A 24243-nucleotide genomic window follows, 5' to 3' on the forward strand; every position below is an offset into this window, starting at 1 on the left:
AAGTTTAATCCAAATTAATTTAAAGCTTTCTTAAAAAAATATAAAAAATAAAATATAATTTAAATAATTCAAAAAGGAGAAAAAATGTATTAAATAATTTTAATTAATTTTCTTATTTTTTAAGGCTTTTATTATAAAATATAGCTTTAAGTTTAGATAATAAATTTTATCAATTAAGAATGATTTTAAAAGAAAGTAGTTTTGACAATAATGTTTTTAAATAAATTTTTAAATTTAAAGATTTCTTTAGTTTATATGCTAATTTTTGCTATTTTTTGTGGGGTTGCTACATTTATTGAGAGTGCAAAAGGCACAAGTTATGCTATGAGTTTAGTTTATAATGCTTGGTATTTTCACTTGATTATGGTTTTATTGTTTTTAAGTGTGATTTATGCGATTTTTAAATACAAACTTTATAAAAATATTTCATTATTTTTAATTCACATTTCTTTTATTTTTATATTTATTGGTGCTGTTTTAACTCATTTTTTTGGTTTTGAAGGAATTATTCATTTAAGGGTTGATAATAAAGCAAATGAGATAAAAAGCACAAAAACTGAATTAGTCTTAAAACACAATGATAAAATCAGTAAAACTAGTAATTTAAATGAGATTATAAAACTTGATAATGCAAGTTTAAGGTTTGTTGATTTTAGTAATGAAGCAGGGATTACTAAGGTAAAAAGTGATGATTTAAACGACCCTAGTTATTTAAAATTAAGATTTAATTTTGATAGTGGATATAGTGATGTTGAGATTAATTATAATGAATGCGTTAGTGTTGCTAATATTGATTTTTGCTTTAACAAAACAAGCACTAATTATGTTAATTTTTATATAAAAGATAATGAGTTTTATATAAACACTAATCAAGCAATGAAATTCTTAAATCAAATTTTAAGCAGTGATTTTAAATTAAAAGATGGTATATATTTGCTAGATGAGTTTTCTTTTTCGGCTTTAAATTATTTAGTTCATTCAAAAGACGCACTTAGTATGAGTGGGGGTAATTTACAAGCGATTAGAGTGGAATTTGAATCAGGAATTTTAAAAGAAAAACTAATCCTTGCATTAAACGATAATATTAAGATAAACGATTATGAGATTTCTTGGAAGCAAGAGAGTTTAAAGCTTGATTTTGATATTTATCTAAAACGATTTAATTTAATAACCCACGCAGGTAGCAAGAGTGCAAAAGATTATGAAAGTGAGTTATTAATCTTAGATAATAATCAAAAAATAGATGTAAAAATAGCTATGAATAAAGTGCTTGATTATAAAGGTATTAGGTATTTTCAGCATTCTTATGATGAAGATTTAAAAGGCACGATTTTAAGTGCTAATAAAGATTTAGGCAAAACTCCTACTTATATTGGCTATGCTTTATTATTTATTGGGTGTTTTTTAAATTTATTTAGTCTAAAAACTAGAAAATATTTTAAGGCTTTAAGTGTTGTTTTTATAATAATTCTTAGTCCAAATTTAAAAGCAAATGATTTTAACTCTCATATAAATGAATTAAATTCTTTAATTATTCAAGATTTAAATGATAGATTTTTGCCATTTTATACTTTTTCACTAGAGCTATGCAATAAAATTGGTTGTCCTAATAAAAACGCTGCAAGTGAAGAAATATTTAGATTAATTACTGATGTTACTTATGTAAATGAAGCTAGATTAATTAGGGTCAAAAATCCTAAATTAAGAGAATTTTTAAATTGTGAAAAACAAGCAAAATTTAGTGATTTTTACGATGGTTCAAGCTATAAATTAAAAGATGAAATTAAAAAAACCTATGCTAAAGGAGAAGCAAATTTTAATGATTATGATAAGGATTTGATTAGAGTTGATGAGAGTGTGAATATTTTATATTTAATTTTTACAGCAGAATTATTTAAGATAATTCCTGATGAAAACCACTTGCAAAGCCCATTTGCAAATAATATAAGCTTGGATAATCAAAAGCTAATTAATGAATATTTAAGCTCTTTAGTAATTGCTAAAAAAACTAATGATTATAGCAAGGCTAATGAGATTTTATCTAAGATTAAAAACTTGCAAAATCAGTTTGATTTTTTACCTAGCCAAGCACAGATTAAAACTCAAATATTTTTAAGCAAATATGATGCTTTTTATAGTTTGTGTTTTGCTTATTTAGTGCTTTTTATACTTTCTTTATTTGTGATAAATAAAAATACTAAAATTATTTTTTATCTTACTTTAATACTATTTTTAATCCATTTAATTCTCATTGGATTAAGGGGTTTTGTAGCAGGATTTACTCCGCTTACTAATACTTATGAGAGTTTAATTTATATTGCTTTAAGCTCCGTTTTTGCTGGACTTGTTTTTAGAAAAAATCTATTACTTAGCTTATGCTTATTATTTAGCGTTGCTACATTATTTACAGCACATCTTAATGATATTAATCCACAAATTACAAATCTAATGCCTGTTTTAAATTCTCCTTATCTTAGTATTCATGTAAGCTTAATTGCTGCTTCTTATGGATTTTTTGGCTTAAGTGCTTTAATTAGCTTTTCTTATTTATCGTGCGTAATATTTAAAAAACCTTACGATAAGGCAAATATTCAAATATATTTAGCAAATCATTTAGGCTTATTATTATTAATTTGTGGGAATTTTTTGGGCGGAATTTGGGCTAATGAGTCTTGGGGAAGATACTGGGGCTGGGATAGCAAAGAGACTTGGTCTTTAATAAGCATATTAATATATGCAATTTTAGTGCATTTAAAATTAAAATCAAAACTATTATACGCGCTTCTTAGTATGTGGGGATTTGGCGTTATTTTGATGACTTATTTTGGAGTGAATTATTATTTAGTAGGTAAGCATTCTTACGCAGGAGAAAAGAGCAATTTTGAAAGTCCATTATGGCTAATAATTAGCGTAATTATCCTAACAATCTTTAGTTTAGTTGCTATTAGAAGGAATTTAAAATGAGAGTTGTGTTAATATTTTTAGCTTTATTTTTCATAGCTTGTGATGATGAAAAAATTGATGAAAATTATTTAAACACTCCACTTAAATGCTCTATTAATAAAGATATATGCGAAAAAGATTTCAAAGGTAGAAAAATTAGTTTTGAAATTATTAATCGTCCGATAAGATTTATGGAAGAAACTAAATTAATAATTAAAGGCTTACCTAAATACGATAATCTAAATCTTAAATTATATGGGCTTAATATGGATATGGGTGTTATAAATGCCGAGCTTATTAGACTTGATAACGGAGATTATGTAAGTGAGTTTGTGGTAAGCACTTGTTTATTAAGCACTATGAGATATAGATTAGAATTATTTAATAATGATAAAAAAATAAAATTATTTATAGATTTTGATATGAAAAGGTAAAAATGAGAATATTATTAACCAATGATGATGGGTATGATGCAGCAGGTCTTCTAGCACTTAGAAAAAGGCTTAAAAAGATTAAAGATTTAGAAGTTTTTGTGGTTGCTCCTTGGAGCAATAAGAGTGCTTGTGCGCATTCGCTTACACTAAATCATCCACTAAGTTTTGTAAAAATTAAGAAAAATTATTATGCCTTAAAAGACGGCACTCCAAGTGATTGTGTAAATCTTGCATTTTGCACTATTTTTAAGGATAAATTACCTGATTTAGTAGTAAGTGGGATTAATAATGGAGCAAACTTAGCTGAAGATATAACCTATTCAGGCACGGCGGCTGCTTGTATGGAGAGTGTGCTTTGTGGAGTGAATGCGATTGCTTTTTCTCAACTTTATGAAAAAGATATAGATTTTAAGCGTTCAAGTAAACTTGCTGTTAAACTAATCTTAAAATTACTTAAGCTTAATCCACTTAAAAAAAGAAGATTTTTAAATGTAAATTATCCAAGTTGTGAGAGTGATTATAAAGGTTATAAAGTTTGTAAAATGGGTAAAATGAGATATGAATTCTCAAGTAAAATATGTAAAAACCCTAGAGGATTAGAGTATTATTGGCTAGATAGCTTGTATGATTTAAGCAAGGTAAAAGCAAAAGATGATGATATTGATTATGTAAGACAAGGTTATGCAAGTATTACTCCAATTAAGCTAAATCTAACGGCTAAAAAAGAATTAAAAAAAGTAAAGAAATGGTTAGAAAATGAGTGAGAGATTTGCAAGAGCTAGATTATTATTTCAAGATAATTATGATAAATTGAGTTCAAAAAAAGTGCTAATTTGTGGGCTTGGCGGAGTTGGTGGTATGTGCTTTAGCTCACTTGCTAGAGTTGGTATTAATGTAAGTGGAATTGATAAGGATTATTTTGAAGCTAGTAATCAAAATAGACAATTACATTCTGAAAATATTGGACTTAGTAAGGCTAGCGTTTTTGCTGAATTTTATAAGGCAAATTGCTATGAGTTATTAATTACTAAAGAAAGTTTTTTAGAGTTTTTAAAAGATAAAGAATTTGATTTAATAATTGATTGTATTGATGATGTTAAAGCTAAATGCGATATAGCTGAAATTGCTTATGAAAAAGGTATTAGTTTTATTAGCAGTGGTGGAGCTGCAAAAAGAATTGACCCTTTAAAATTAAAGGTTGCAAATTGGGATAAGACTAAAATGTGTGCTTTAGCAAAAGCCGTTAGGCTTGAGCTTAAAAAACGCAGATTTAAGGGTAAATTTAAAATGGCTTATAGCGAAGAAGAGCCAATGTGTGTTGGGCTAGGGTCTTTTATGGGAATGACTGCTTCTATGGGGCTTTTATTATCATCTTTAGCGATTAAGCAATTATTGAAGAATTAAAGCCTAAAAAATTAGGCTTTTTTTAATATTTATAAGAGTTTTTTAAAGCTTGTTTTTGTCTTTTATATTCGTCTTTTATACGATTTTTTTCAGCTTTTAATTCTGCTTTTCTTCTTTTGTATTCGTCTTTACTCATACTATTTTTCATATCATTTAATTCATCAAGCTTGTCTTCAATCCTATCAATCTTACGCTCAGCTTCATCTTCTAATCTTTCAATAGTGTCTTTAATCTCATTTTTTCTAGTGTAATAATCATTATTATAAACACTACCGCCACCACAATGTGCTCTTACATTTGCTAAAGCGTTTTCTAGACCTCTAACTCTATTAAAATTGCCATATTGTTTTGCATAGCTTAATTCACGCTCTAATTTGTTGATTTTATAAGAGCAATCTGCCATTGCAATACTTGAAATTATGCTTAGTAAAATTAATTTTTTCATATCTTCTCCTTATAATACTTTAAATCCGATTAATTCAATTTTATTGCTTAAAAATCTTTCTTCATCTTGCATATTTAACATTAAATCAGTGCTTAGATATTTTTTATTATCATCAGCAAATACACTAACGCTTACGCAATCTCCAAAAAGCTCCTTAGCCTTAATACAACCTAAGAAATTAGCCCCACTAGAAATTCCAACTCCAAGTCCGATTTTAGCTAGTTTTTGTGCCATTATAACGCTATCTATATCATTTACTATGATGATATCATCTAATTCATTTAGCTTTACAATATCAGGCACAAAACCATCTCCTATGCCTTGAATTCTATGCTCTGAATTTTCTCCAGGATTACTCATACTAGCGCAACCTTCAGGCTCTAATGGGCATATTTTTACTCCAAGTGGTCTTAATACCTTGCCAATTCCCATTATAGTCCCACCTGTTCCAACTCCTGCTACAAAGCAATCTGGTTTTAGGTTGTGTTTTTTTAGAGTGTTTAGAATTTCATTTGCAGTTTTTTCATGGGCTTTTACATTGCTTTCGTTTTCAAATTGATGAGGTAAAAATACATTGCCATTTTTTGCACTCTCATCAGCAAGTCTTACGCTACCACTAAAGCCACCTTCGCAAGCACTAACTTCTCTTAATTTTGCTCCGTAACTTCTAATTATTTTCTTACGCTCTTCACTCATCCAGCAAGGCATAAAAATCTCAACACTAGCACCTATAAAAGCACCTAAAGCAGAAAAAGCTATACCTGTATTTCCACTAGTTGCTTCGGCTATACTCATACCAGCTTTAAATTCATTATTATTAACAGCATTTTGCATAATTTCTAATGCCATTCTATCTTTAATAGAGCCACTTGGATTAAAATATTCTAGTTTAAAATAGCTTTTTGATTTTTTATTTTTATATAAATATTCAACTTCAACTAAAGGCGTGTTGCCAACTAATTTTGCATATTCTTTTAGTTTATTTTGCATATACTTTCCTTAATTAAAAAAACGCTTATTTTAGTAAATTAAAGTTAAAAATGAATTTAAAAATAATTTCAATAAAGATTATGAAAAATAATATCACTTTATTAATCAAAAATAATTATAATTTGTAAAATTATTATCAATAAAGGTTGGAAAATGTTTTCGTTTATTAAAAGAATTGCAAAATCAATTTTTGCACTTTTTAAAAAACCTAGAAAAGCTACAAAAACTCAAGTAATTGTAAGCAAGGCAAGTGAATTAGTGAATAAATTTATGCCTAAAAAAGAAGTAGAAGTTAAAGAAGTAAAACCTGATATTTTAAAAGAAATATCATTGTTTATTTTAAAAGAATTTGGATTTGGAAAATATATTAATTTTGCTTTAAGCTTTGCTAAGTTTTTAAAATAAATCATTACAATGCCCTTAAAGGATAGTAATGGTAGGGCAGGATAAAGTAAGAGAAATTTTTGATGAGTTTATAAAAGCAAAAGAAATTCCGCATAGTGTTTTCTATGGTCCAAGTGGAGTTGGCAAGACCACTTTTGCAAGATTTATAGCAAAAGAATTAAAAACTAATTTTTATGAGTTTGATGGTGCTAGCTTTAGCGTTGAAGAACTTAGAAAAGTTATTAAAAAAGATAGCCTTTTTAAGCCTGTTGTATTTATTGATGAAATTCATCGCTTAAATAAAGGCGTTCAAGATGTGTTATTAAAACCTTTAGAAGAAAATAATTTTTATTTTTTAGCTGCAAGCACTCATAATCCTTTGTATTCACTAAATAAGGCTTTATGCTCTAGGTTATTGTTTTTTGAGTTTATGCCATTAAGTTATGATGAATTAAAAGAGATTTTAGAACAAGCTCAACCTAATTTAAGCACAGAAATAAAAGATTATTTAATCAAATCAAGCTCAAACGATGCAAGAGCAATGCTAAATCTTTTAAGATACGCAAATGTTTTTAAAAATATCAGCCTAGAAAAGCTAAAAGCACTAAGACCAAATTATATTAGCAATAAAGAAGATGAGTTTTTACTAACTTCAGCCCTTATTAAAAGCTTAAGAGCAAGTGAAGTAAATGCAGCAATTTTATATCTTGCTAGAATGATAAATGCAGGTATTGATATTTTATACATTGCTAGAAGGCTTTGTATATTTGCTAGTGAAGATGTAGGCAATGCAAATCCAAATGCTTTAGTAATGGCCAATTCGTGTTTGCAAATATGTAAAGACATTGGCTTACCTGAAGCAAGGATTACACTTTCTCAATGTGTAGTTTTTCTAGCTAATTCTAAAAAATCAAATTCATCTTATAAGGCAATCAATAAAGCCTTAGAATTTGTAAATAGCAATGAAGCCTTACAAATACCAACATATTTAGACAATAATCATCCTGATAAAGAAAAATACTATATTTATCCACACGATGAGCCAAACAAAACTCAAGAAATGGCTATTAATTGCCCTAAATTTTACGAAGATTACGGCATAGGATATGAAAAAAATTTCGCACTATGGAGAAAGGAAGGACTTTATAAATGTTAATAATTTCAACCGCAGGTCATATTGACCACGGCAAAACTTCATTAATTAAAGCTTTAAATGATTTTGATGGAGATAATACACCTGAAGAGCAAAAGCGTGGGATTACTATTGATTTGAGCTTTTCACACTTAGAGCATATCTCATTTGTTGATGTGCCAGGTCATGAAAGCTTGGTTAAGACAATGATAGGTGGTATTCAAAGTGAATACGCAATGCTTGTTGTAGATATTAATGAAGGGCTAAAAGCACAGACTTTAGAGCATATTTTTATCTTAAAAATTATGGGTGTAAAAAATATAATTTTAGTTTTAAATAAAATTGATTTATGCCAAGATATTGATGCTAAAAAGCAAGAGATTTTAAAACAACTTGATTTTACGCCTATTAGAGTATTTTTAGTAAGTGCTAAAAATAAATTAGGCATAGATGAGCTTAAAAAATATTTATTGAGTTTAAAAGTTCCAAATTATGAAGATTTTGCTTTAAAAATCAATGTTGATAGAGTATTTAATGTAAAAGGCATTGGTCTTGTAGCAACGGGTATTTTAAAAAGTGGCAAATTAGAATGCAAAACTTATTTAAGCGATGAATTAGAAAATATTCAAATAAAATCAATTGAAGTTCAGCATAAAAATGTAGAAAGTGTAGTAGCACCTGCTAGGGTTGCTTTTGTCTTTAAAGGGAATTTAAAAGTAGGAAATATCATTTATTCTAAGGGTTATTTAAGAAGTGCAAATGAGATTTATACTACTTTAGAAGGTGAATTAAAGCACGATGAAAATGTATTGTTTTGTGCTGCTAATAAGCAAATTGAAGCGAAATTTTTACAATACGATAGATTTGCAAAATTTGTATTAAAAAAACCAATTGCTCTAAGTTTTAATGAGCCTTTTATAATCTTAAAAAATGCTCGTGCTGTTGCTGGTGGAGTGGTGTTAAATCCACTTACAGAGCCACTTAAAAAATCAAAAATGATTGAATTATTAAACGCTTTAGAGCAAAAAGATTTTAAAAGTGCTTTTGCTTTATTAAATCAAAATCATAGTTCAGGTTTTGGGCTTTTTTGTGCGCCGCAAAGATTTAATCTAAGCACGCAAAAAGCCTTAGAATACGCTCAAGAAGTAGGCGAGATAGTAGATTTAAATGGTGCTTGTGTATATTCAAAAAAAGCCCTAGAAGATACAAAAAATAATATAAAAGAGCTTTTTACTAAAAACCCTTATTCATTACAAAGTGCAAAAAGCTTAGAAAAATCATTAGGAATTGATGAGTTTTTGTGTGATTTGGCTTTAAAAGATTTAGATTTTTTAGAATTTAATAATGGTCTTTTTTATAAAAAAGGTGAAAAATTAGAAAAATTATTAGAAAATAATGAAGAAAAAATATATGATGAATTAAATTGCCTAACCCCAAAAGCTCCTTATAATATCTATGATGAGCTTAATTTAGATAGAAAAAGTGGCGATGATATTATGAAGAAATTATGTTCTCAAAATAAGGTAAAAAGACTAGCACATAATTATTTTATTAGCACACAAGCACTTGAAGAATTTGTAAAAAACATAAGCCCTATTTTAAAAATAGGTGTAGGAGTGCAAGAACTTAAAAATGAATATGACTTAAGTAGAAAATATGCCATTGCTTTACTTGAGTATTTAGACACTTTAAAGGGTGTAAAAAATATTGACAATAAACGCTATTTAATGCAAAATTAAACTTTTATTTTTTTAAGGAGATTAGTATGAAAAAAATAATATTAGCAATGTCGGTTGTAAGCGCTTTAAGTGCTAGCAAAATTAGTGATAAAGTTATAGAATTTGTAAAAACAATTACACCAGAAAATATTCAAGTAGAATTAGTAAAAGTTGATAAAGTTCCTGATTCAAAATTTGAAATGGTAGAGTTTAATTTATTAAAAGATGGAGTTGTAGTTGGCTCTGATGTTTTCTTTAGTGATGGAGTTTATGGAACACCAACTATGCTTAATATGAAAGAAAGTATAGATTTAAAAGCTAGTTTTATGGCTAAAAAAGAAAAAGAAAAACAAGAGAAATTAAGCTTATTATTAACAGATTTTGTTAAAGAAAATCCTGATATGATTATTAATCTAGGAAAGCAAAATAGCAATACTGCAATGGTAGTATTTAGCGACCCTGATTGTCCTTATTGTAGAGAACATTTAAAAAATATAGAAGAAGATTTGAAAAAAACTAATATTAAATTTGTTTTAACTCCACTTCCAATGCACGAGAATGCTTTAGATAAATCGCTTAATATTTTTGATGAAATCAAAACAGCTAAAACTGATGAAGAAAAAATCGCAATATTAAGAAAATATTATCAAGATGGTGTTGAATACAAAAAAATTGACCAAGATAGAAAAAATGAATATGCTAAAAAGGTTGATGAGAAAGTATTTAATATGGGTGTAAATTATACTCCAGCAATTTTTAGTAATATAAAAGTTAAATAATTTTTAGAATTTGAAACGAGAGTTTCAAATTCTTTTTTTTAGTTCTTCTTAAATTTTGTGAAAATATTTGAAGCTAATTTTTTTACATCAAATTCATTATAAGCTTTTTCTAAAGTATTTAATTCTTTTTTGATTTTTTCGTTTAGTTCGCTATTTTGAAATTTAATTAATTTTATATTTAGTAGTTGCTTGTTTTCTCTTACTAATCTTGCAAATTTAGCAAAATTATTATCAAGTTTATTATTTAAAATATTTTCAAGAGCCTTACCTGAAGCATCGTTATTTAGATTTGTCTTAATCATAGCTATAAAATCACTCTCAAGGCTTAGAAGAGATAATTTCATATTATCAAGTTCATTATCACTTAAGCTAACTTCTAAATCCTTTTTAAGCCTTTCTAAGATAGCAAATATACCTTCTAAAAGTCCATTTAAAACTCCAGTTAAAAGCTCTTCAGCATAGCTTTGCCATTCATTTGCTAGTTCAAGTGCTGCTTTTAAGATAAGTTCAGCTGCATTAATTATTTTATCCTTATTAAACTTAGCATATTCAAGTGCATTAATTAACATAAAATTACTTATTAAAAAGCATCTTTCTTCTATCATTATATTTGTTTCAAGAACATTTATAAAAGCATTTTGAGAAGTTTCGTAAAGAATTTGTAACGAGTTTGCTTCATTTAACATAAGTTCTTCAAGGTATTCTTTTTGAATATCATTTTGAACTACCTTACTTAGCTCATTAAAACTTGATTTTGTAATATTATAAAGCTCTAATTCTTTTGATTTTATCTCTTTTCTAATCATCTCAAGCTCATTTGTAAGAGTATAAATCTCTTGCTCTTTTATAGACATTTTTGCTCTTAAAAGGGCTTTTAAAACTATATTTTTATTCTCATTTGTAAGTGCTTCTAAATTCTCTAGCTCTTCACAATATTTAGTATATAATCTAGCTATTAATCCATCATCATTTGAATTAATAAATTCTTTTTTTGCTTTTTCTTGTATTTCATTAAATAATATATTTTTCATAGTTTTTCCTTATAAAACAAATTTAGAATGTTTTTTAAGAGTAGAAAATAATTCTAATCTATAAGCTTCATTTGGCACTTCTAGGCTTAGGTTATAGCTTTTATAATTACTTGTAGATTTTGAACTTTCAATTTTTGCATTTTTAATATCTAGCTTTTTTACTAATTCATTTATATCATCATCTTTATCAAGTATTACTTTATAGCTCCAGTTGCAAGGATATTCTATCTTTAAATCAGCTTTAATTTCTTCTAAATTGACCACTTTTGCCTCCGTCTTTTTCTAATAATTTTATATCATCAATAACCATTGTTTTATCAATTGCTTTAACCATATCATAAATCGTTAATAAGCCTACACTAACAGCATTTAATGCTTCCATTTCTACACCTGTTTTTCCTTCGGTGATTACCACTGCATTTAGTCTAAAAGCAAATTCATTCTCAATTGGTTCAATATCTACTTCAACTTTACTAATTGGTAGTGGATGGCACATTGGGATTAGATTTGATGTTTGTTTAGCTCCCATAACAGCTGCAACAATAGCTGTATTTATTACCGCTCCTTTTTTAGCATTTCCGTTTAAAACTGCTTTAAAAGCTTCTTCGTTCATTGTGATTTTGCCACTTGCTAAAGCTCTTCTTTTAGTAATTTGTTTATCACTAACATCAACCATAGTAGGATTATTTTGCTCGTTTATGTGTGTAAGTTGCATTTTTTTCCTTTATTTTTGCTTAGATTTTAACAAATAATATAAATAAAATGGTATATTAGCGTTTTTAATTTTATTAAGGAAAATTATATGGCTTACGATGATGATGAGTTTTTAGATTATGAAGATGATGAATTAGATGGCTTTAGTGAATATGATGACTTTGATGATGAATTAGACGAATTTGATGATGAGTTAGATGAATTTGATGACGAATTTGAGCAAGATTTTGATGATGAATTAAGCAGTCTTGATGAATATAACATATATGATGAAGATATGTATGATGACGATGATTATAGTTATGACGAGGCATAATGCGAGAATACGATAGTCAAAAAGTAGAATTTATACAAGAACTTTATGATACTTATGAAGATATAAAAAACCATAATATTACCCTAAAAAGAATTTATGTAATTTTAATACTAACTATTATTGTTACATTTGGCTTTTTAGGTATTACTATGCTTTTTGCCAAAGAATTTTTTATATCAAGTCTATATATTATTTGTGCTTGTTTGTTTTATGCTTTACTTTTAAATAGAAAGAAAAAATCAGTAGCAAGGTATCTTGACTGGTTTAGCTTTATGGGTGGTGGAGTATGTATAATCATTGCTATTTGTTGTAATATATATTTATATTCTATGGCAGGCGGGGCTCATTTATACATTATTTTGTTAGCTACCTTAATTTATATAATGTTTATTAATGATTCTAAAAAGAGATTATTAATAGCAAATATAACCTATGTTGCTTTAATTTTGACATTTGTAATTGTATTTTTAATTGATTATTATTTTTGGCATTCTTATCATAAAGAAAGCTTTTTTTCTAATTTATTATTTGTAATTTCTGTTGTTGTTGTGTTTTCTAGTATTGTATTTAGCAATTATGTAGTAGGTCTAAAATCAATTGAAGATATAGAAAAATTATCAGCTAATAAAAATAATGCCAAAATCACAAAACAAGTTCATACTAAATTTAATTTAATTGATAAAAAAGATTTTACTCAATTGCTTTTACAAAGACAGCAAAATTATTATAATAATCTTAATGTATGTATTTTTGAAATAGCTTTTTTTCAAAAAGACCAAGATTCTTTTTTTAGAACGGATTATTACTATCAAAACAAAGTAATGAAAGAGTTTTTAAGTCTTTTAAGAGCTTATTATCCTAATGATGAAATTATAATTAAATGGGATTTAAATACTTTTGTATTAATTTTAGAAGAAGAAAGTTCTAAGTTTTATTTTTTACTTGAATCAATAAGCAAAGATTTTGATAAAATGATTAGAAAGAAAAAGGATAATTTTGACATTTATTTAAAAATTGTTGCAAAATATCATAAGTTTATTGATACTCAAAAACGACCTAAAGTTTTATTAGAAAAAATAAACGAAACTATTAAATTAAAGTATGAAACAAAAACAATGGGTCGTGAATATATTTTATACAAAAGTGGATATGACGATATAATTTAAAAGGTTTAAAGTGGTTAAATATGAGGTTTTAATATTAGTAAATAGTCTTTTTTTATTTTTCGCTAGATTTTTTACTGGATTAGTTTTTTATTATAATAATTTTACAAGCACTGCTTATGAATTTTTCCTTTTAGCTATATTTTATTTAGCTTTTTTAATTTTATTATACATAGGTAGGAAACTTTATAGAAGTTTTGGAGAGAAAAATTATTTTTATAATAAATATAGAAAAATTTTAAATGGTAAAAAATCTTTTAAATCATCATTATTTAAAAAAATTATTAGAGTTAATTTTATTAGTGTAAGGCATTATGTTTGGTATTTATTTCAATTAGAATCAATTTTTACAGCTACTTATTTTTCTTTAAGTATAGGTTGGGGCTATGGATTTGATTTATATTTAATAATGCTTACATCGTATTATTATCTTAACTTAAGAAAATATTCCCCTTTAATTTTTCTTTTCCCTTTTGTTTATTTTGTAATATATTTATTTATATTCTTTTATAGCAGTAAGGTTTATCAAGAGCCAGGTCAAGTAATTATTTATGTTATTAATATTATTTTTGTAATTAGTGCTATATTTTTTACTCAAATTATTATGGAATTAGGTCAGGTTATTAGGTTTGTAAACGATGAAAACAGAAAAAATCATTTAAAAAGACTTACCAGTTTTGATACCTTGACAGAGACTTATCATAAATATTCTTTCTTAGAAATTATGAATGCAAAACTTGAACATAATGCTGATGAAGATGTAATTACTCAAGCTAGTGTAATAGTAATAGAGATTAATAACTTAAGAAAAATTAACGAAGAATATACAACAGAATTAGGTAATGAAGTTTTAAAAGAATTTGCATACATTCTTAGAAAGCATAGCGAAAACTACGAAAAATACATATCTCGTTGGAGTGGTAATGAGTTTTTGGTTTTTATTATTAATGAAGATGAGGTTGTTGTTAAAAGTTATATAGATGAAGTTAAGCAAGAAGCTATGAAAAATCGTTTTGGAGTAAAAGGTGCTAAAGTTCAAGTAATTGTAGGTTTATCTCATACTTCATCATTTGATTATCAAATAAATAAATTTATTAGCGAAGCTTATGAAGAATTGGCTATTAATAGAGATAAATTAAATTACGAAAAAGGAGATATATGACAAAAAAATTAAACAAAGAAGAAGTAAAAACTCTAGCCTTAAGCTCACTTGGTGGCACTCTTGAGTTTTATGACTTTATTATATTTGTATTTTTTTCATCTTATTTTGCACATCATTTTTTCCCAAATACGCTTAGCCCGTTTTGGCAAGAGCTAAATACTTATGGAGCATTTGCAGCAGCTTATCTAGCTCGTCCTTTAGGCGGTGTTGTGATGGCACATTTTGGAGATAAATTTGGTAGAAAAAATATGTTTATGCTAAGTATTTTGCTTATGGTAATTCCTACTTTTGCACTTGCTATTATTCCGACCTATGAGACAATTGGATATGCAGCCCCTATTGCACTTTTATTTGTTCGTATTTTTCAAGGTATGGCAATAGGTGGAGAGCTACCTGGTGCTTGGGTATTCGTAAGAGAACATAGTGAAGATAACAAAAAAGGTCTATTTATAGGCTTATTAACTTCAAGCGTTGTTGGTGGAATTTTACTTGGTTGTTTGGTTGCACTTATTATGCAGCTTAATTTTACGACTGAAGAGTTAAAGGATTGGGGTTGGAGAATTCCATTTGCTTTAGGTGGTGTTTTTGGAATAATCTCTTTATATCTTAGACGCTATTTAAATGAAACTCCTGTATTTAAAAAGATGAAAGAAAGCGATTCTTTAGTAAAACTTCCTATAAAAGATGTTATAGAAAATCATAGATTTGGGATATTTATTTCTATTTTAGTTACTTGGGTTTTAACTGCTTGTGTGGTTGTATTTTTATTAATTGCTCCAAATTTCGTAAAAGCTGTTATGAAATTAGACCCTGTTGATAATACCCTTCTTCAAATGTATGGAATACTTGCTATGATGATTGGTTGTGTTTTAACAGGATTTTTAAGTGATAAATTTGGAATTAGTAGGATTTATAAGATTTTTGCCATTCTTTGGGGTGTTTTTGGTGCGTTGTATTTTTATGAGTTGTATATAGGCAAGGATATTAATTTACTTGTGAGTTTTTATTTATTAGCAACTCTTAGTGCAGGACTTATGAACTTTACGCCTTTAATTATGGTTGAGATTTTCCCTGCAAAAATTCGTTATAGTGGAATTAGCTTTAGCTACAACCTAGCTTACGCAATAGCAGGATTTATAACTCCTATATTATTGCCGTTTTTAAACAAAGTTGCAATTGGTGAAAATCCACCATTTTTATATCAAATCGGTGGTGGAGCTTATATAGTTTTAGTAGCATTTGTTGCCTTTATTACGGCTTGTTTAGTATCAAAAAGAATGTAGAATTTAAAATAGGAATTTAAAATGAGATTTTTGTTTTTAATGTTTTTTAGTATATTTGCAAACGCAGCTGATACAAGCGTTAGCAATATGCAATTGTATGGCGTTTTAACACTTTTACCGCCTTTAATGGCTATTATTTTAGCTTTTATTACTCGTGAAGTAATTTTATCTTTATTTATAGGTGTTTTTACGGGGACTTTTCTTCTAGCTTTTGCTAATTTTTACACAGCAAATATTGTAAATGATACTTATACATTTACTTATAATAATCCATCTTTTATGGATTGGGTAAATTTATTTTTAGCGTCATTTTCAAATATAGTAAAACATTTGCTAGATGCTATGATAGATAGCGATGATGCAGGAGTAATCTTGCAAGTATTTTGTATAGGTGGTGTGGTTGCATTAATTACTAAAATGGGTGGAATAAACGCAGTTGCACTTGCGCTTACTCGTTTTGTAAAAGGTCCTGTTTCAGCTCAAGTTAGCACTTGGCTTATAGGGCTTTGTATTTTCTTTGATGATTATGCAAATAGTTTAACCGTTGGTCCTATTATGAGACCAATTGCTGATAAGTTTAAAATCTCTCGTGAGAAATTAAGCTTCATACTTGATAGCACCGCTGCACCTGTTGCAGGAATTGCAATAATTTCTACTTGGATAGGTATTGAAGTTGGACTTATTAAAACTGCTTATTCTTTAGTAGGAATTAGCGATGTAAATGCTTTTGGAGTATTTATGCAAACAATTCCTTATAGATTTTATAATATCTTTATGCTAATTTTCGTTGTTTTAACAGCTATTCAGCAAAGAGAATTTGGCTCAATGTATATAGCTGAAAAAAATGCTCGTGCAGGAATAGTAAGTGAAGCTGCACTTGATGTTGGAGCTGAACTTGAGCGTGAATTAAAACCAAATGATGGAGTAGAGCATAAAATTAGTGATGCTTTAATTCCTATTTTAACTCTTATTATTACAGCTTTAGCAAGTTTTTATTTTAGTGGTTTAAATGCAATTATAGATGACCCTGATAAAGCAGACATTTTAAGCAAGATTGAAGAAAATTATTTAAGTTTTTATGCGATAAGAACTACTTTAGGTGAAGCAAACTCAAGCTTAGCATTATTTCAAGCTGCATTATTTGCTAGTGTTGTAGCAGTTATATTAGGTCTAGTTCGCAAAAAAATTAATCACAAAGAAGCAGTAGAGACTTGGCTACATGGCTGGAAGAGTATGATATTTACAATTGCAATGCTACTTTTTGCTTGGAGCTTAGCTGCAATTGTAAAAGAATTAGGCACTCATAAATACATAGTTCAATTACTATCAGGTTCAACTCCGCATGTATTACTTCCTAGTTTAATTTTCTTAATCGGCTCGGCTATGAGTTTTGCAATAGGCACAAGTTATGGAACTATGGGTATTTTAATGCCTTTAGCAATCCCACTCGCACACGCAGTTGGTCTTGAAGCAGGTATGAGTGGAAATGAACTTCATGAATATATGGTTATAAATATTTCTTGTGTTTTAACAGGTGCTATTTTTGGAAACCATTGTTCTCCGATAGCTGATACCGTAATTTTAAGTGCAATGAGTGCAAAATGCGAATTAAGTGCGCATGTTAAAACTCAAATGCCTTATGCTCTTTTAGTATGTGCTATTAGCGTAATTTTTGGATATATTCCTGTAAGTCTTGGCTTAAATGTGTATTTAACAATTATTTTAGGTGTTGTTATGATGAGCTTAGCACTTCGCTTAATAGGAAAAAAAGTTGAATAAATTTGACTTAGTTTGCAAGGAATTTCAAATTCCTTGCGAGAAGATTTATAAAGATGGCTTAAGAACTAGGGTTAATTTTGCTTTATACAAAAATAACGGCGAAATATCTTATGCTATGTTTAAAGATAAGGTAAAAATAACTGATTTTGATACTTCTTTTATATGTGATGAGATAAGAGAATTTATGCCTAAATTGCTTAAGGCTTTAGATGAAGTTTTAAAAGATAAATTATTTGAGATTAGATTTTTTAAGAGCTTTTATACTTTAAATGTTTTACTTTTATATCATAAAGACATAAAAGAATTTAAAATAGAAAATTATTACGAAAAATTAAGCAAATTAACTAATTTAAAGCTTAATTTAATAATGCAATCAAGAAAACAAAGAATATCATATCCAAGCGATATTTTAGAGCATTTTAGCAATGGTATTAAGTATGAGTTTAATGATGAGTGTTTTATCCAACCTAGCTTAAGTATGAATGAAAATATGCTTGAGTTTGCAAAATCTTGTCTTAAAGATAAAAAATGCGATGATTTATTAGAGCTTTATTGTGGATATGGTAATTTTACCTTAGCACTTGCACCATTTTTTAAAAAAGTTTTTGCAACAGAACTTAGTAAAAAAAATGTGGCATTTTTAAATAAAAATTGCAAATTAAATAATGTAAATAATATTTTTACAGCAAGGCTAAAAGATAGTGAAGTAAAAGACGCTTTTAATAAGGTAAGAGCTTTTAATAGGCTAAAAGATTTAAATTTAGATGATTTTTGTTTTTCACATATTTTAATAGACCCTCCAAGATGCGGTTTAGGCGAATGTGTTAATTTAGTAAAAAACTATGATAATATAATTTATATTTCGTGCAATCCATTAACGGCTAAAATAGATTTAGAAAAATTATGCAAAACTCACGAGTTAAAAAGATTTGTTTTGTTTGACCAATTTATAAATTCAGAGCATTTAGAGTGTGGATTTTACCTAGAAAGGAAGAAAGATGATAGAGCTTAGCAAAATATATGCGGCTAAAGAAAAAGTATATGATGTGGCAATTAAAACGCCTTTTAATTATTCAAGATTTTTATCAAATGATAAATATAATATATATTTAAAATGTGAAAATCTTCAAACAATTGGAGCTTATAAAATAAGGGGCGCTTATAATAAGATTGCAAGTTTAAATGAAGAGCAAAAAAAACTAGGAGTAGTTGCAGCAAGTGCAGGAAATCACGCTCAAGGAGTAGCATTTTCTGCTTCAAAGTTTGGTATAGCAGCTCATATCGTAATGCCAGAATCAACACCAGTAAATAAAGTAAGCAGCACAGCTAATTTAGGTGCTAATGTAATACTTAAAGGCGATAATTTTGATGAAGCTTATGCTTACGCAAAAGAGTTAGAAAAGACTAAAAATCTGACCTTTATTCACCCATTTGCTGACCCGTTTGTAATGGCAGGACAAGGGACTATATTTTTAGAACTAATTGAAGAATTAAACAATATTTCTTATATCATCGTTCCAGTAGGCGGTGGCGGTTTAATTAGCGGTATTGTTAGTGCAGCAAAACAAATTAATCCAAATATTAAATTAATAGGAGTGCAAAGCAAGGGCGCTAGTGCTATGCTAAATAGCTTTAATGAAGGTAAAATCATAAACTCAAACAAGGTAAAAACAATAGCTGATGGTATAGCTGTAAGAGATGTTAATGAAGATAGCTTTAATATAATTAAAAATAATGTAGATGATATGGTTATGGTTAGCGATGAAGAAATAGCTAATGCGGTTTTATTTTTATTAGAGCAACATAAACAAGTAGTTGAAGGTGCAGGAGCAGCAAGTGTAGCTGCTGTAATGCACGGTAAAATTCCTAATCTAAGTGGCAATGTAGTTTGTATTTTAAGTGGTGGAAATATAGATATTACAATGCTAAATAATATTATTGAAAAAGGTCTTATTAAAAGTTATAGAAAAATGCAAATATGCGTAACTTTAATTGATAAAGCAGGGGCATTACTTGATTTAACTAAGGCTTTAAAAGACGCACAAGCAAACATAATAAAAGTTGATTATGATAGATTAGGCACTGATTTTGGTGATGCAAATATTACAATCACACTTGAGACTAAAGGCAAAGCTCATCAAGAAGAAGTTGGAAAAATTCTTAAAGAGCAAGGTTTTACATTTAAGGAGATAAAATGAGAAAGTTTTTAATAGAAATAACTACAGAAGAATTACCTGCAATTCCTTTTTTAAAAGAAGAACCAAATATAAAAGATAAATTAGAAGTGGTTTTAAAAGCAAATAATATTGAATTTAGTAATTTAGAGTTTTTATATACTCCTAGAAGATTTGTTTTTACATTTAAAGCAAACGAAAGAGCAAACGATAGCGTTATAGAATTAATCGGAGCTCCTAAAGAAGTAGCCTATAAAGATGGGAAATTAAGTAAAGCTGGTGAGAGTTTTTTAGCAAAAGCAGATATTAGTGAAAACGAACTTAGCTTTAAAGAAATTAAAGGAAAAGTTTGTTTATATGTAGAAAAAATAGAAAAAGGTAAATTATTTAGCGAATTAATAAATGATATTTTAGAAAGCTTTATTACAAGTCTTAATTTTGGTAAAAGTATGCGTTGGGGTGCAAATACTTTTAGTTTTATTCGCCCAATTACTGGACTATGCGTTATGATGGATGATGAATTAATTAATGCGAGTTTGTTTAATATAAACTCAAGTAAAAGCACTTTCGTTCATAGAAATATTAGTATGGATAAAATCTCTTTTAATACCCAAGATGAGTATTTTAAGACTTTAAAAGAAGGCAAAGTTATATTAAATCCTAAAGATAGATTAGAAATCATTTTAAGTGAGATAAGAAATATTGAAAAATTATGGAATTTAAAAGCTGAAATTGATGAAGAATTATTAGCAGAAGTTGTAGCAATTACTGAATATCCATCAGCGCTTTTAGGTAGTTTTGATAAAGAATTTTTACAAGTTGCACCTGAAGTAATAATTACTTCAATGAAAGAAAATCAACGCTATTTTGCAGTATATAAGGATAATTCTTTAAGCAATAATTTTATAACAATTACAAATTCATTCAATCCTGATTTAGAAACTATAAAAAAAGGTAATGAAAAGGTGTTAAGAGCAAGGCTTAGTGATGCGTTGTTTTTCTGGGAAAATGACTTAAAACTTGGCTTACAACCTGAATTATTAAACAATACAATTTATATGCAAGAATTAGGCACAATAGCACAAAAAGAACAAAGAGAAGAAGAAATTGCCTTAAGATTAGCAAAATTATTTGCTTATGAAAATACAAAAAATATAAAAGATGCAATCACACTTAGCAAGGCTGATTTAAGGACACAAATGGTAGGCGAATTCCCTGAATTACAAGGAATTGTAGGCTCATATTATGCTGCTAATATGGGGTATTCTAGTGAAGTTTGCACTGCTATTAAAGAGCAATACTTATATGATGTTATCCCAAGCACAAAATTAAGTAAAATTGTAATCTTAGCAACTAGACTTGATACTTTAATGGCTTTATTTAGTATAAACAAGCTTCCAAGTGGTAATAAAGACCCTTACGCATTAAGAAGAGCAGCTTTAAGTATTATTAAAATTCTAATTGATTTAGGCGTTAAATTTAATTTATTAGATTTATTAAACGAGTTTAAAGGTCTATATAAAGATTATGATAAAGTTAAATTGCTTAATTTTATTACAGATAGATTTAATGCTTTATATAGCGTAAATTCATCTTTTATAAAAGCAGTTTTAAATGTGAATAATAATGATTTAGTAGTAATTGATGAGAATATAAAAGCACTTATAAATCTAGCAAAAGATAAAGATTATGAGAGCAAAATCTCAACATTTAAAAGACTTGCAAATATCATAAAAGATAGTAAAGATTTATATTGTGATGAAAGCAAATTAAGTAATGAATATGAGATTAAATTATATAAAGCTTATAAAGATATTAGTTTTAGTGATGATGTGAGTGATAATTTAGGTAAGATTTTTGCACTTAAACCTATCATTGATGAGTTTTTTGATAATGTTATGATAAATGTTGATGATTTAGAGATTAAAAATAATCGCTTAGCATTAGTTTATAGCATTTATAAGCACATTGCTTGTGTGGCTGATTTAAAAGAAGTTAGTTTTGATAGCATTGTTTAAAGAATTTAAAGCTGCTAGTTATAGAGCAAGAACTAGTAGCTTTAAGCCTATTAAAAACCTTGATTTGGTTGATTTTAAAGACCTTTTGTTTTTGGATAAAGAATTTAATATCTTAAAAAATAATATGAATAATTTTTTACAAAACAAAGCCTATCAGCATTGTTTATTAGCCGGTGCAAAAGGTTGTGGCAAATCTAGTTTAATCAAGGCTATTTTTAATGAATTTATTAAAAGTGATTTAAGAATAGTTGAGGTTTTTAAAGAAGATTTATCGCATTTAAGATATATTATTGATGATTTAAGCGAATTAGAATACAAATTCGTAATATTTTTAGATGATATAAGCTTTAGTATAAATGATGATAGTTTTAAGGCATTAAAGCCGATTTTAGATGGTGGATGTGAGAAATTAAGTGATAATATAATGTTTATTTTAAGCTCAAATTATAAAAATCTTTTAAAATCAAGTAATACAAATTATCAAGACGCTGATTTTAAAGATGAAAGCGATGATAGATTTGCTTTAAAAGAAAGATTTGGAATATGGCTTAATTTTTATTCAATGAGCCAAGAGCAGTATTTAAGCATTGTAAAATCATTATTTAAAGATGAATTTAGTGATGAGATAAAGGCTAAGGCTTTAGAATTTGCAAATTTAAAAGGCACAAAAAATGGTCGTATCGCTAAACAATTTTATGAACTAAAAAAGGATTTGAATGATTAATGGAGCTAGTATTTTTAAAGCGTTATTAAAACATAATTTACAAGGTTCTTATGAATGGCAAAATTATGATGATTTTTCAAAATTTTTAGCTCTTTTAATAGGTCAAAATACCAAGTGGCAAAACACTCAAAAAGCATTAAAAAATGTTGAAATTCCTATTTCAAATTCTATAAACAAACTTGCTTTAATTGATGTAAAAGAACTAGCCGAGTTAATAAAAGCAAGTGGATTTTATAATACAAAAGCAAAAAAAATTAGCGATTTAGCAAAGGCAATTGTGAATGATTTTAGCAGTTTTGATGACTTTATTAATAATGCTAGTTTTGATTGGATTATGGATATTAAAGGCATTGGTTTTGATACGGCTTTAATGCTTAGTAATTTTCTTTTAAAAAAGCCTATTTTTGTGGTTAATTCAAATGCTAAAAGATTTTTAGAACTATTAGGCTATGAGTTTAATAATTACGAAGAAGCTATAGATATTATAGCTAGTGGGCTTGATAATGAGTATTTTTATAAAGCATTAAATACTCAAGATTTGTCATATATTTATATGATTTTTGCTGCAAGTATTGATAATCTAATGCAAAATCATTATAAAAATAAACAATTTGATGAAATAGGGCTTAAGGTTTTAAAGGAGCTTGAATGAAAATTGATATAAGTGATTTTAAAATAGTTGAGTTTAAAAAATCAGATTTTATAAAACCTTTAAGAGCTAGTTTTGTTATAAACGAGCATAAGGTAGATTGGGATTTTATAAAGTCTTTTGATTCTGTTAGTATTATGTTATATCACGAGAGCAAGGATAGTTTTATATTTGTAAAACAATTTAGAGCACCTTTATATTATTACGAAAATTGTAAAGATTATGAGAGTGGATTTTCGGTTGAATTATGTAGTGGGATAATTGATAAAAACAAAAGCTTAGAAGAAATCGCCTTAGATGAATGTATAGAAGAATTAGGATTTAAGCCTAAAAAATTAGTTTATATTAATAAATTTTATACAGGATTTGGTAGTGGGGTAAATACTCAACATTTATTTTTTGCTAGGGTTAGTGATGATGATATTGTAGGAGTTGGTGGCGGCGTTGATAATGGAGAATTCATTAAAAGCGTATATGTAAAAATCAATGAATATGATGAGTTTTTTGCACAAAATAAAAGAAGTGCTTTGATTGATTATGCTAATTTGTGGTTTAGGTATATTTATAAAAAATAAGTAGATTTAAATTCTTTTAATTTTTAATAATTTTGTATTTTATAAATGCAGTAAAACTTATATATGAATTACGAATAAATTCGTAATTCTTTTGATTAATCATTGATATGTGGGCTACAATATAATTTGCCATACCAAGTAATCGTGCAGTGATTATAAGGTCTTGTTCTTATGTTAGCAATAGATGATAAAGCTAATAATAATAAAATAGCTGATAATAATTTTTTATATTTTCTTCTTTTCTTAAAACTTAGTAAATAAATACTAAAAACTCTTAAAGAAAAATAAAATTAACCGATATAAGTTTAGTTAAAGGAGAGTTAAAAATGGATTTAAATATTTGTGATATGGGTGGGTTTTTAAACTCTAGCCTACATAAAATAAAAAATGTAAATAGCACTATTAATCTAAGCCAAATAAGACAAG

At 27.4% G+C, this 24243-nt stretch carries 24 protein-coding genes; 19 read left to right on the plus strand and 5 right to left on the minus strand.

Annotation, left to right across the window (positions count from 1 at the left end; genetic code table 11):
• The first annotated feature begins 210 nt into the window (after nt 1–210).
• Genes AVBRAN12642_RS05350 through AVBRAN12642_RS05365 form a run of 4 tightly spaced genes read left to right on the plus strand, consistent with a single transcriptional unit; the run spans nt 211 to nt 4781 of the window.
• Complete coding sequence (locus AVBRAN12642_RS05350) at nt 211–2964, plus strand: cytochrome c biogenesis protein (protein WP_336608067.1); 2754 nt, start codon at nt 211–213, stop codon at nt 2962–2964.
• Nucleotides 2961–3377, plus strand: coding sequence for a hypothetical protein (locus AVBRAN12642_RS05355; RefSeq protein ID WP_214119757.1), 417 nt, complete (start codon nt 2961–2963; stop codon nt 3375–3377). Before AVBRAN12642_RS05350 ends, AVBRAN12642_RS05355 begins: the two co-directional genes overlap by 4 nt.
• Nucleotides 3378–3379: 2 nt before the next feature.
• Complete coding sequence (surE, locus tag AVBRAN12642_RS05360) at nt 3380–4141, plus strand: 5'/3'-nucleotidase SurE (protein ID WP_214119758.1); 762 nt, start codon at nt 3380–3382, stop codon at nt 4139–4141.
• Nucleotides 4134–4781 (plus strand): tRNA threonylcarbamoyladenosine dehydratase, encoded by a 648-nt coding sequence (locus AVBRAN12642_RS05365; RefSeq protein WP_214117460.1) that lies wholly within the window; start codon nt 4134–4136, stop codon nt 4779–4781. Before surE ends, AVBRAN12642_RS05365 begins: the two co-directional genes overlap by 8 nt.
• Nucleotides 4782–4803: 22 nt before the next feature.
• On the opposite strand, the gene AVBRAN12642_RS05370 is transcribed toward AVBRAN12642_RS05365, so the two are convergent.
• Together AVBRAN12642_RS05370 and AVBRAN12642_RS05375 are read right to left on the minus strand one after the other, a co-directional pair.
• The gene (locus AVBRAN12642_RS05370; protein WP_214117459.1) at nt 4804–5226 is read right to left on the minus strand and encodes a DUF1090 family protein; all 423 of its coding nucleotides are present in this window, start codon (nt 5224–5226) and stop codon (nt 4804–4806) included.
• A gap of 9 nt (nt 5227–5235) precedes the next feature.
• Complete coding sequence (locus AVBRAN12642_RS05375; protein WP_214149664.1) at nt 5236–6216, minus strand: PLP-dependent cysteine synthase family protein; 981 nt, start codon at nt 6214–6216, stop codon at nt 5236–5238.
• A 153-nt stretch (nt 6217–6369) separates the two neighbouring features.
• Here AVBRAN12642_RS05375 and AVBRAN12642_RS05380 point away from each other — a divergent pair, with 153 nt between their 5' ends.
• From AVBRAN12642_RS05380 to AVBRAN12642_RS05395, 4 genes are read left to right on the plus strand one after another with little or no spacing between them, the layout of a single operon-like run.
• Complete coding sequence (locus AVBRAN12642_RS05380; RefSeq protein ID WP_336607162.1) at nt 6370–6621, plus strand: hypothetical protein; 252 nt, start codon at nt 6370–6372, stop codon at nt 6619–6621.
• Between the two features lie 28 nt (nt 6622–6649).
• Nucleotides 6650–7756: an AAA family ATPase gene (locus tag AVBRAN12642_RS05385; protein ID WP_336608068.1), complete on the plus strand. Its 1107-nt coding sequence runs from the start codon at nt 6650–6652 to the stop codon at nt 7754–7756.
• Complete coding sequence (gene selB / locus AVBRAN12642_RS05390) at nt 7750–9471, plus strand: selenocysteine-specific translation elongation factor (protein ID WP_336608069.1); 1722 nt, start codon at nt 7750–7752, stop codon at nt 9469–9471. Before AVBRAN12642_RS05385 ends, selB begins: the two co-directional genes overlap by 7 nt.
• A gap of 26 nt (nt 9472–9497) precedes the next feature.
• Nucleotides 9498–10229: a thioredoxin fold domain-containing protein gene (locus AVBRAN12642_RS05395; protein ID WP_214117454.1), complete on the plus strand. Its 732-nt coding sequence runs from the start codon at nt 9498–9500 to the stop codon at nt 10227–10229.
• A gap of 38 nt (nt 10230–10267) precedes the next feature.
• On the opposite strand, the gene AVBRAN12642_RS05400 is transcribed toward AVBRAN12642_RS05395, so the two are convergent.
• The 3 genes from AVBRAN12642_RS05400 to moaC are packed head-to-tail and all read right to left on the minus strand — an operon-like array spanning nt 10268 to nt 11975.
• Complete coding sequence (locus AVBRAN12642_RS05400; RefSeq protein ID WP_336608070.1) at nt 10268–11260, minus strand: hypothetical protein; 993 nt, start codon at nt 11258–11260, stop codon at nt 10268–10270.
• A 9-nt stretch (nt 11261–11269) separates the two neighbouring features.
• Nucleotides 11270–11524 (minus strand): HP0495 family protein, encoded by a 255-nt coding sequence (locus AVBRAN12642_RS05405; protein WP_214117452.1) that lies wholly within the window; start codon nt 11522–11524, stop codon nt 11270–11272.
• Complete coding sequence (moaC, locus tag AVBRAN12642_RS05410) at nt 11502–11975, minus strand: cyclic pyranopterin monophosphate synthase MoaC (RefSeq protein WP_214117451.1); 474 nt, start codon at nt 11973–11975, stop codon at nt 11502–11504. Before moaC ends, AVBRAN12642_RS05405 begins: the two co-directional genes overlap by 23 nt.
• Nucleotides 11976–12062: 87 nt before the next feature.
• Here moaC and AVBRAN12642_RS05415 point away from each other — a divergent pair, with 87 nt between their 5' ends.
• The 11 genes from AVBRAN12642_RS05415 to AVBRAN12642_RS05465 are packed head-to-tail and all read left to right on the plus strand — an operon-like array spanning nt 12063 to nt 23817.
• Complete coding sequence (locus AVBRAN12642_RS05415; protein ID WP_214117450.1) at nt 12063–12290, plus strand: hypothetical protein; 228 nt, start codon at nt 12063–12065, stop codon at nt 12288–12290.
• A complete protein-coding gene (locus AVBRAN12642_RS05420; protein ID WP_336608071.1) occupies nt 12290–13456 on the plus strand; it encodes a hypothetical protein in 1167 nt (388 codons plus the stop codon). The genes AVBRAN12642_RS05415 and AVBRAN12642_RS05420 overlap by 1 nt, the downstream gene beginning before the upstream one ends.
• Nucleotides 13457–13466: 10 nt before the next feature.
• On the plus strand, nt 13467–14615 hold the full coding sequence (locus AVBRAN12642_RS05425; RefSeq protein WP_336608072.1) for a GGDEF domain-containing protein: 1149 nt from the start codon (nt 13467–13469) through the stop codon (nt 14613–14615).
• Nucleotides 14612–15898, plus strand: a complete 1287-nt coding sequence (locus tag AVBRAN12642_RS05430; protein WP_336608073.1) for an MFS transporter — start codon at nt 14612–14614, stop codon at nt 15896–15898. Before AVBRAN12642_RS05425 ends, AVBRAN12642_RS05430 begins: the two co-directional genes overlap by 4 nt.
• A 21-nt stretch (nt 15899–15919) precedes the next feature.
• Entirely contained in the window at nt 15920–17677 is a 1758-nt protein-coding gene (locus AVBRAN12642_RS05435; protein ID WP_214117446.1) for a Na+/H+ antiporter NhaC family protein, read from the plus strand.
• A complete protein-coding gene (locus AVBRAN12642_RS05440) occupies nt 17670–18689 on the plus strand; it encodes a tRNA (uridine(54)-C5)-methyltransferase TrmA (RefSeq protein ID WP_336607159.1) in 1020 nt (339 codons plus the stop codon). The genes AVBRAN12642_RS05435 and AVBRAN12642_RS05440 overlap by 8 nt, the downstream gene beginning before the upstream one ends.
• Nucleotides 18676–19875 (plus strand): threonine ammonia-lyase, encoded by a 1200-nt coding sequence (gene ilvA, locus AVBRAN12642_RS05445; RefSeq protein ID WP_336608074.1) that lies wholly within the window; start codon nt 18676–18678, stop codon nt 19873–19875. Before AVBRAN12642_RS05440 ends, ilvA begins: the two co-directional genes overlap by 14 nt.
• The gene (glyS, locus tag AVBRAN12642_RS05450) at nt 19872–21869 is read left to right on the plus strand and encodes a glycine--tRNA ligase subunit beta (RefSeq protein WP_214117443.1); all 1998 of its coding nucleotides are present in this window, start codon (nt 19872–19874) and stop codon (nt 21867–21869) included. Before ilvA ends, glyS begins: the two co-directional genes overlap by 4 nt.
• Nucleotides 21853–22593 carry a DUF815 domain-containing protein gene (locus AVBRAN12642_RS05455; RefSeq protein WP_214117442.1) on the plus strand — a complete coding sequence of 247 codons (741 nt, stop codon included), beginning with the start codon at nt 21853–21855 and terminating at the stop codon, nt 22591–22593. Before glyS ends, AVBRAN12642_RS05455 begins: the two co-directional genes overlap by 17 nt.
• Nucleotides 22586–23245 (plus strand): endonuclease III domain-containing protein, encoded by a 660-nt coding sequence (locus tag AVBRAN12642_RS05460; RefSeq protein ID WP_336608075.1) that lies wholly within the window; start codon nt 22586–22588, stop codon nt 23243–23245. Before AVBRAN12642_RS05455 ends, AVBRAN12642_RS05460 begins: the two co-directional genes overlap by 8 nt.
• Nucleotides 23242–23817: an NUDIX domain-containing protein gene (locus AVBRAN12642_RS05465; RefSeq protein ID WP_442862363.1), complete on the plus strand. Its 576-nt coding sequence runs from the start codon at nt 23242–23244 to the stop codon at nt 23815–23817. Before AVBRAN12642_RS05460 ends, AVBRAN12642_RS05465 begins: the two co-directional genes overlap by 4 nt.
• The last annotated feature ends 426 nt before the right edge of the window (nt 23818–24243 follow it).

Origin of the sequence: Campylobacter sp. RM12642 (assembly GCF_020137635.1) — a bacterium.
GTDB lineage: Bacteria > Campylobacterota > Campylobacteria > Campylobacterales > Campylobacteraceae > Campylobacter_E.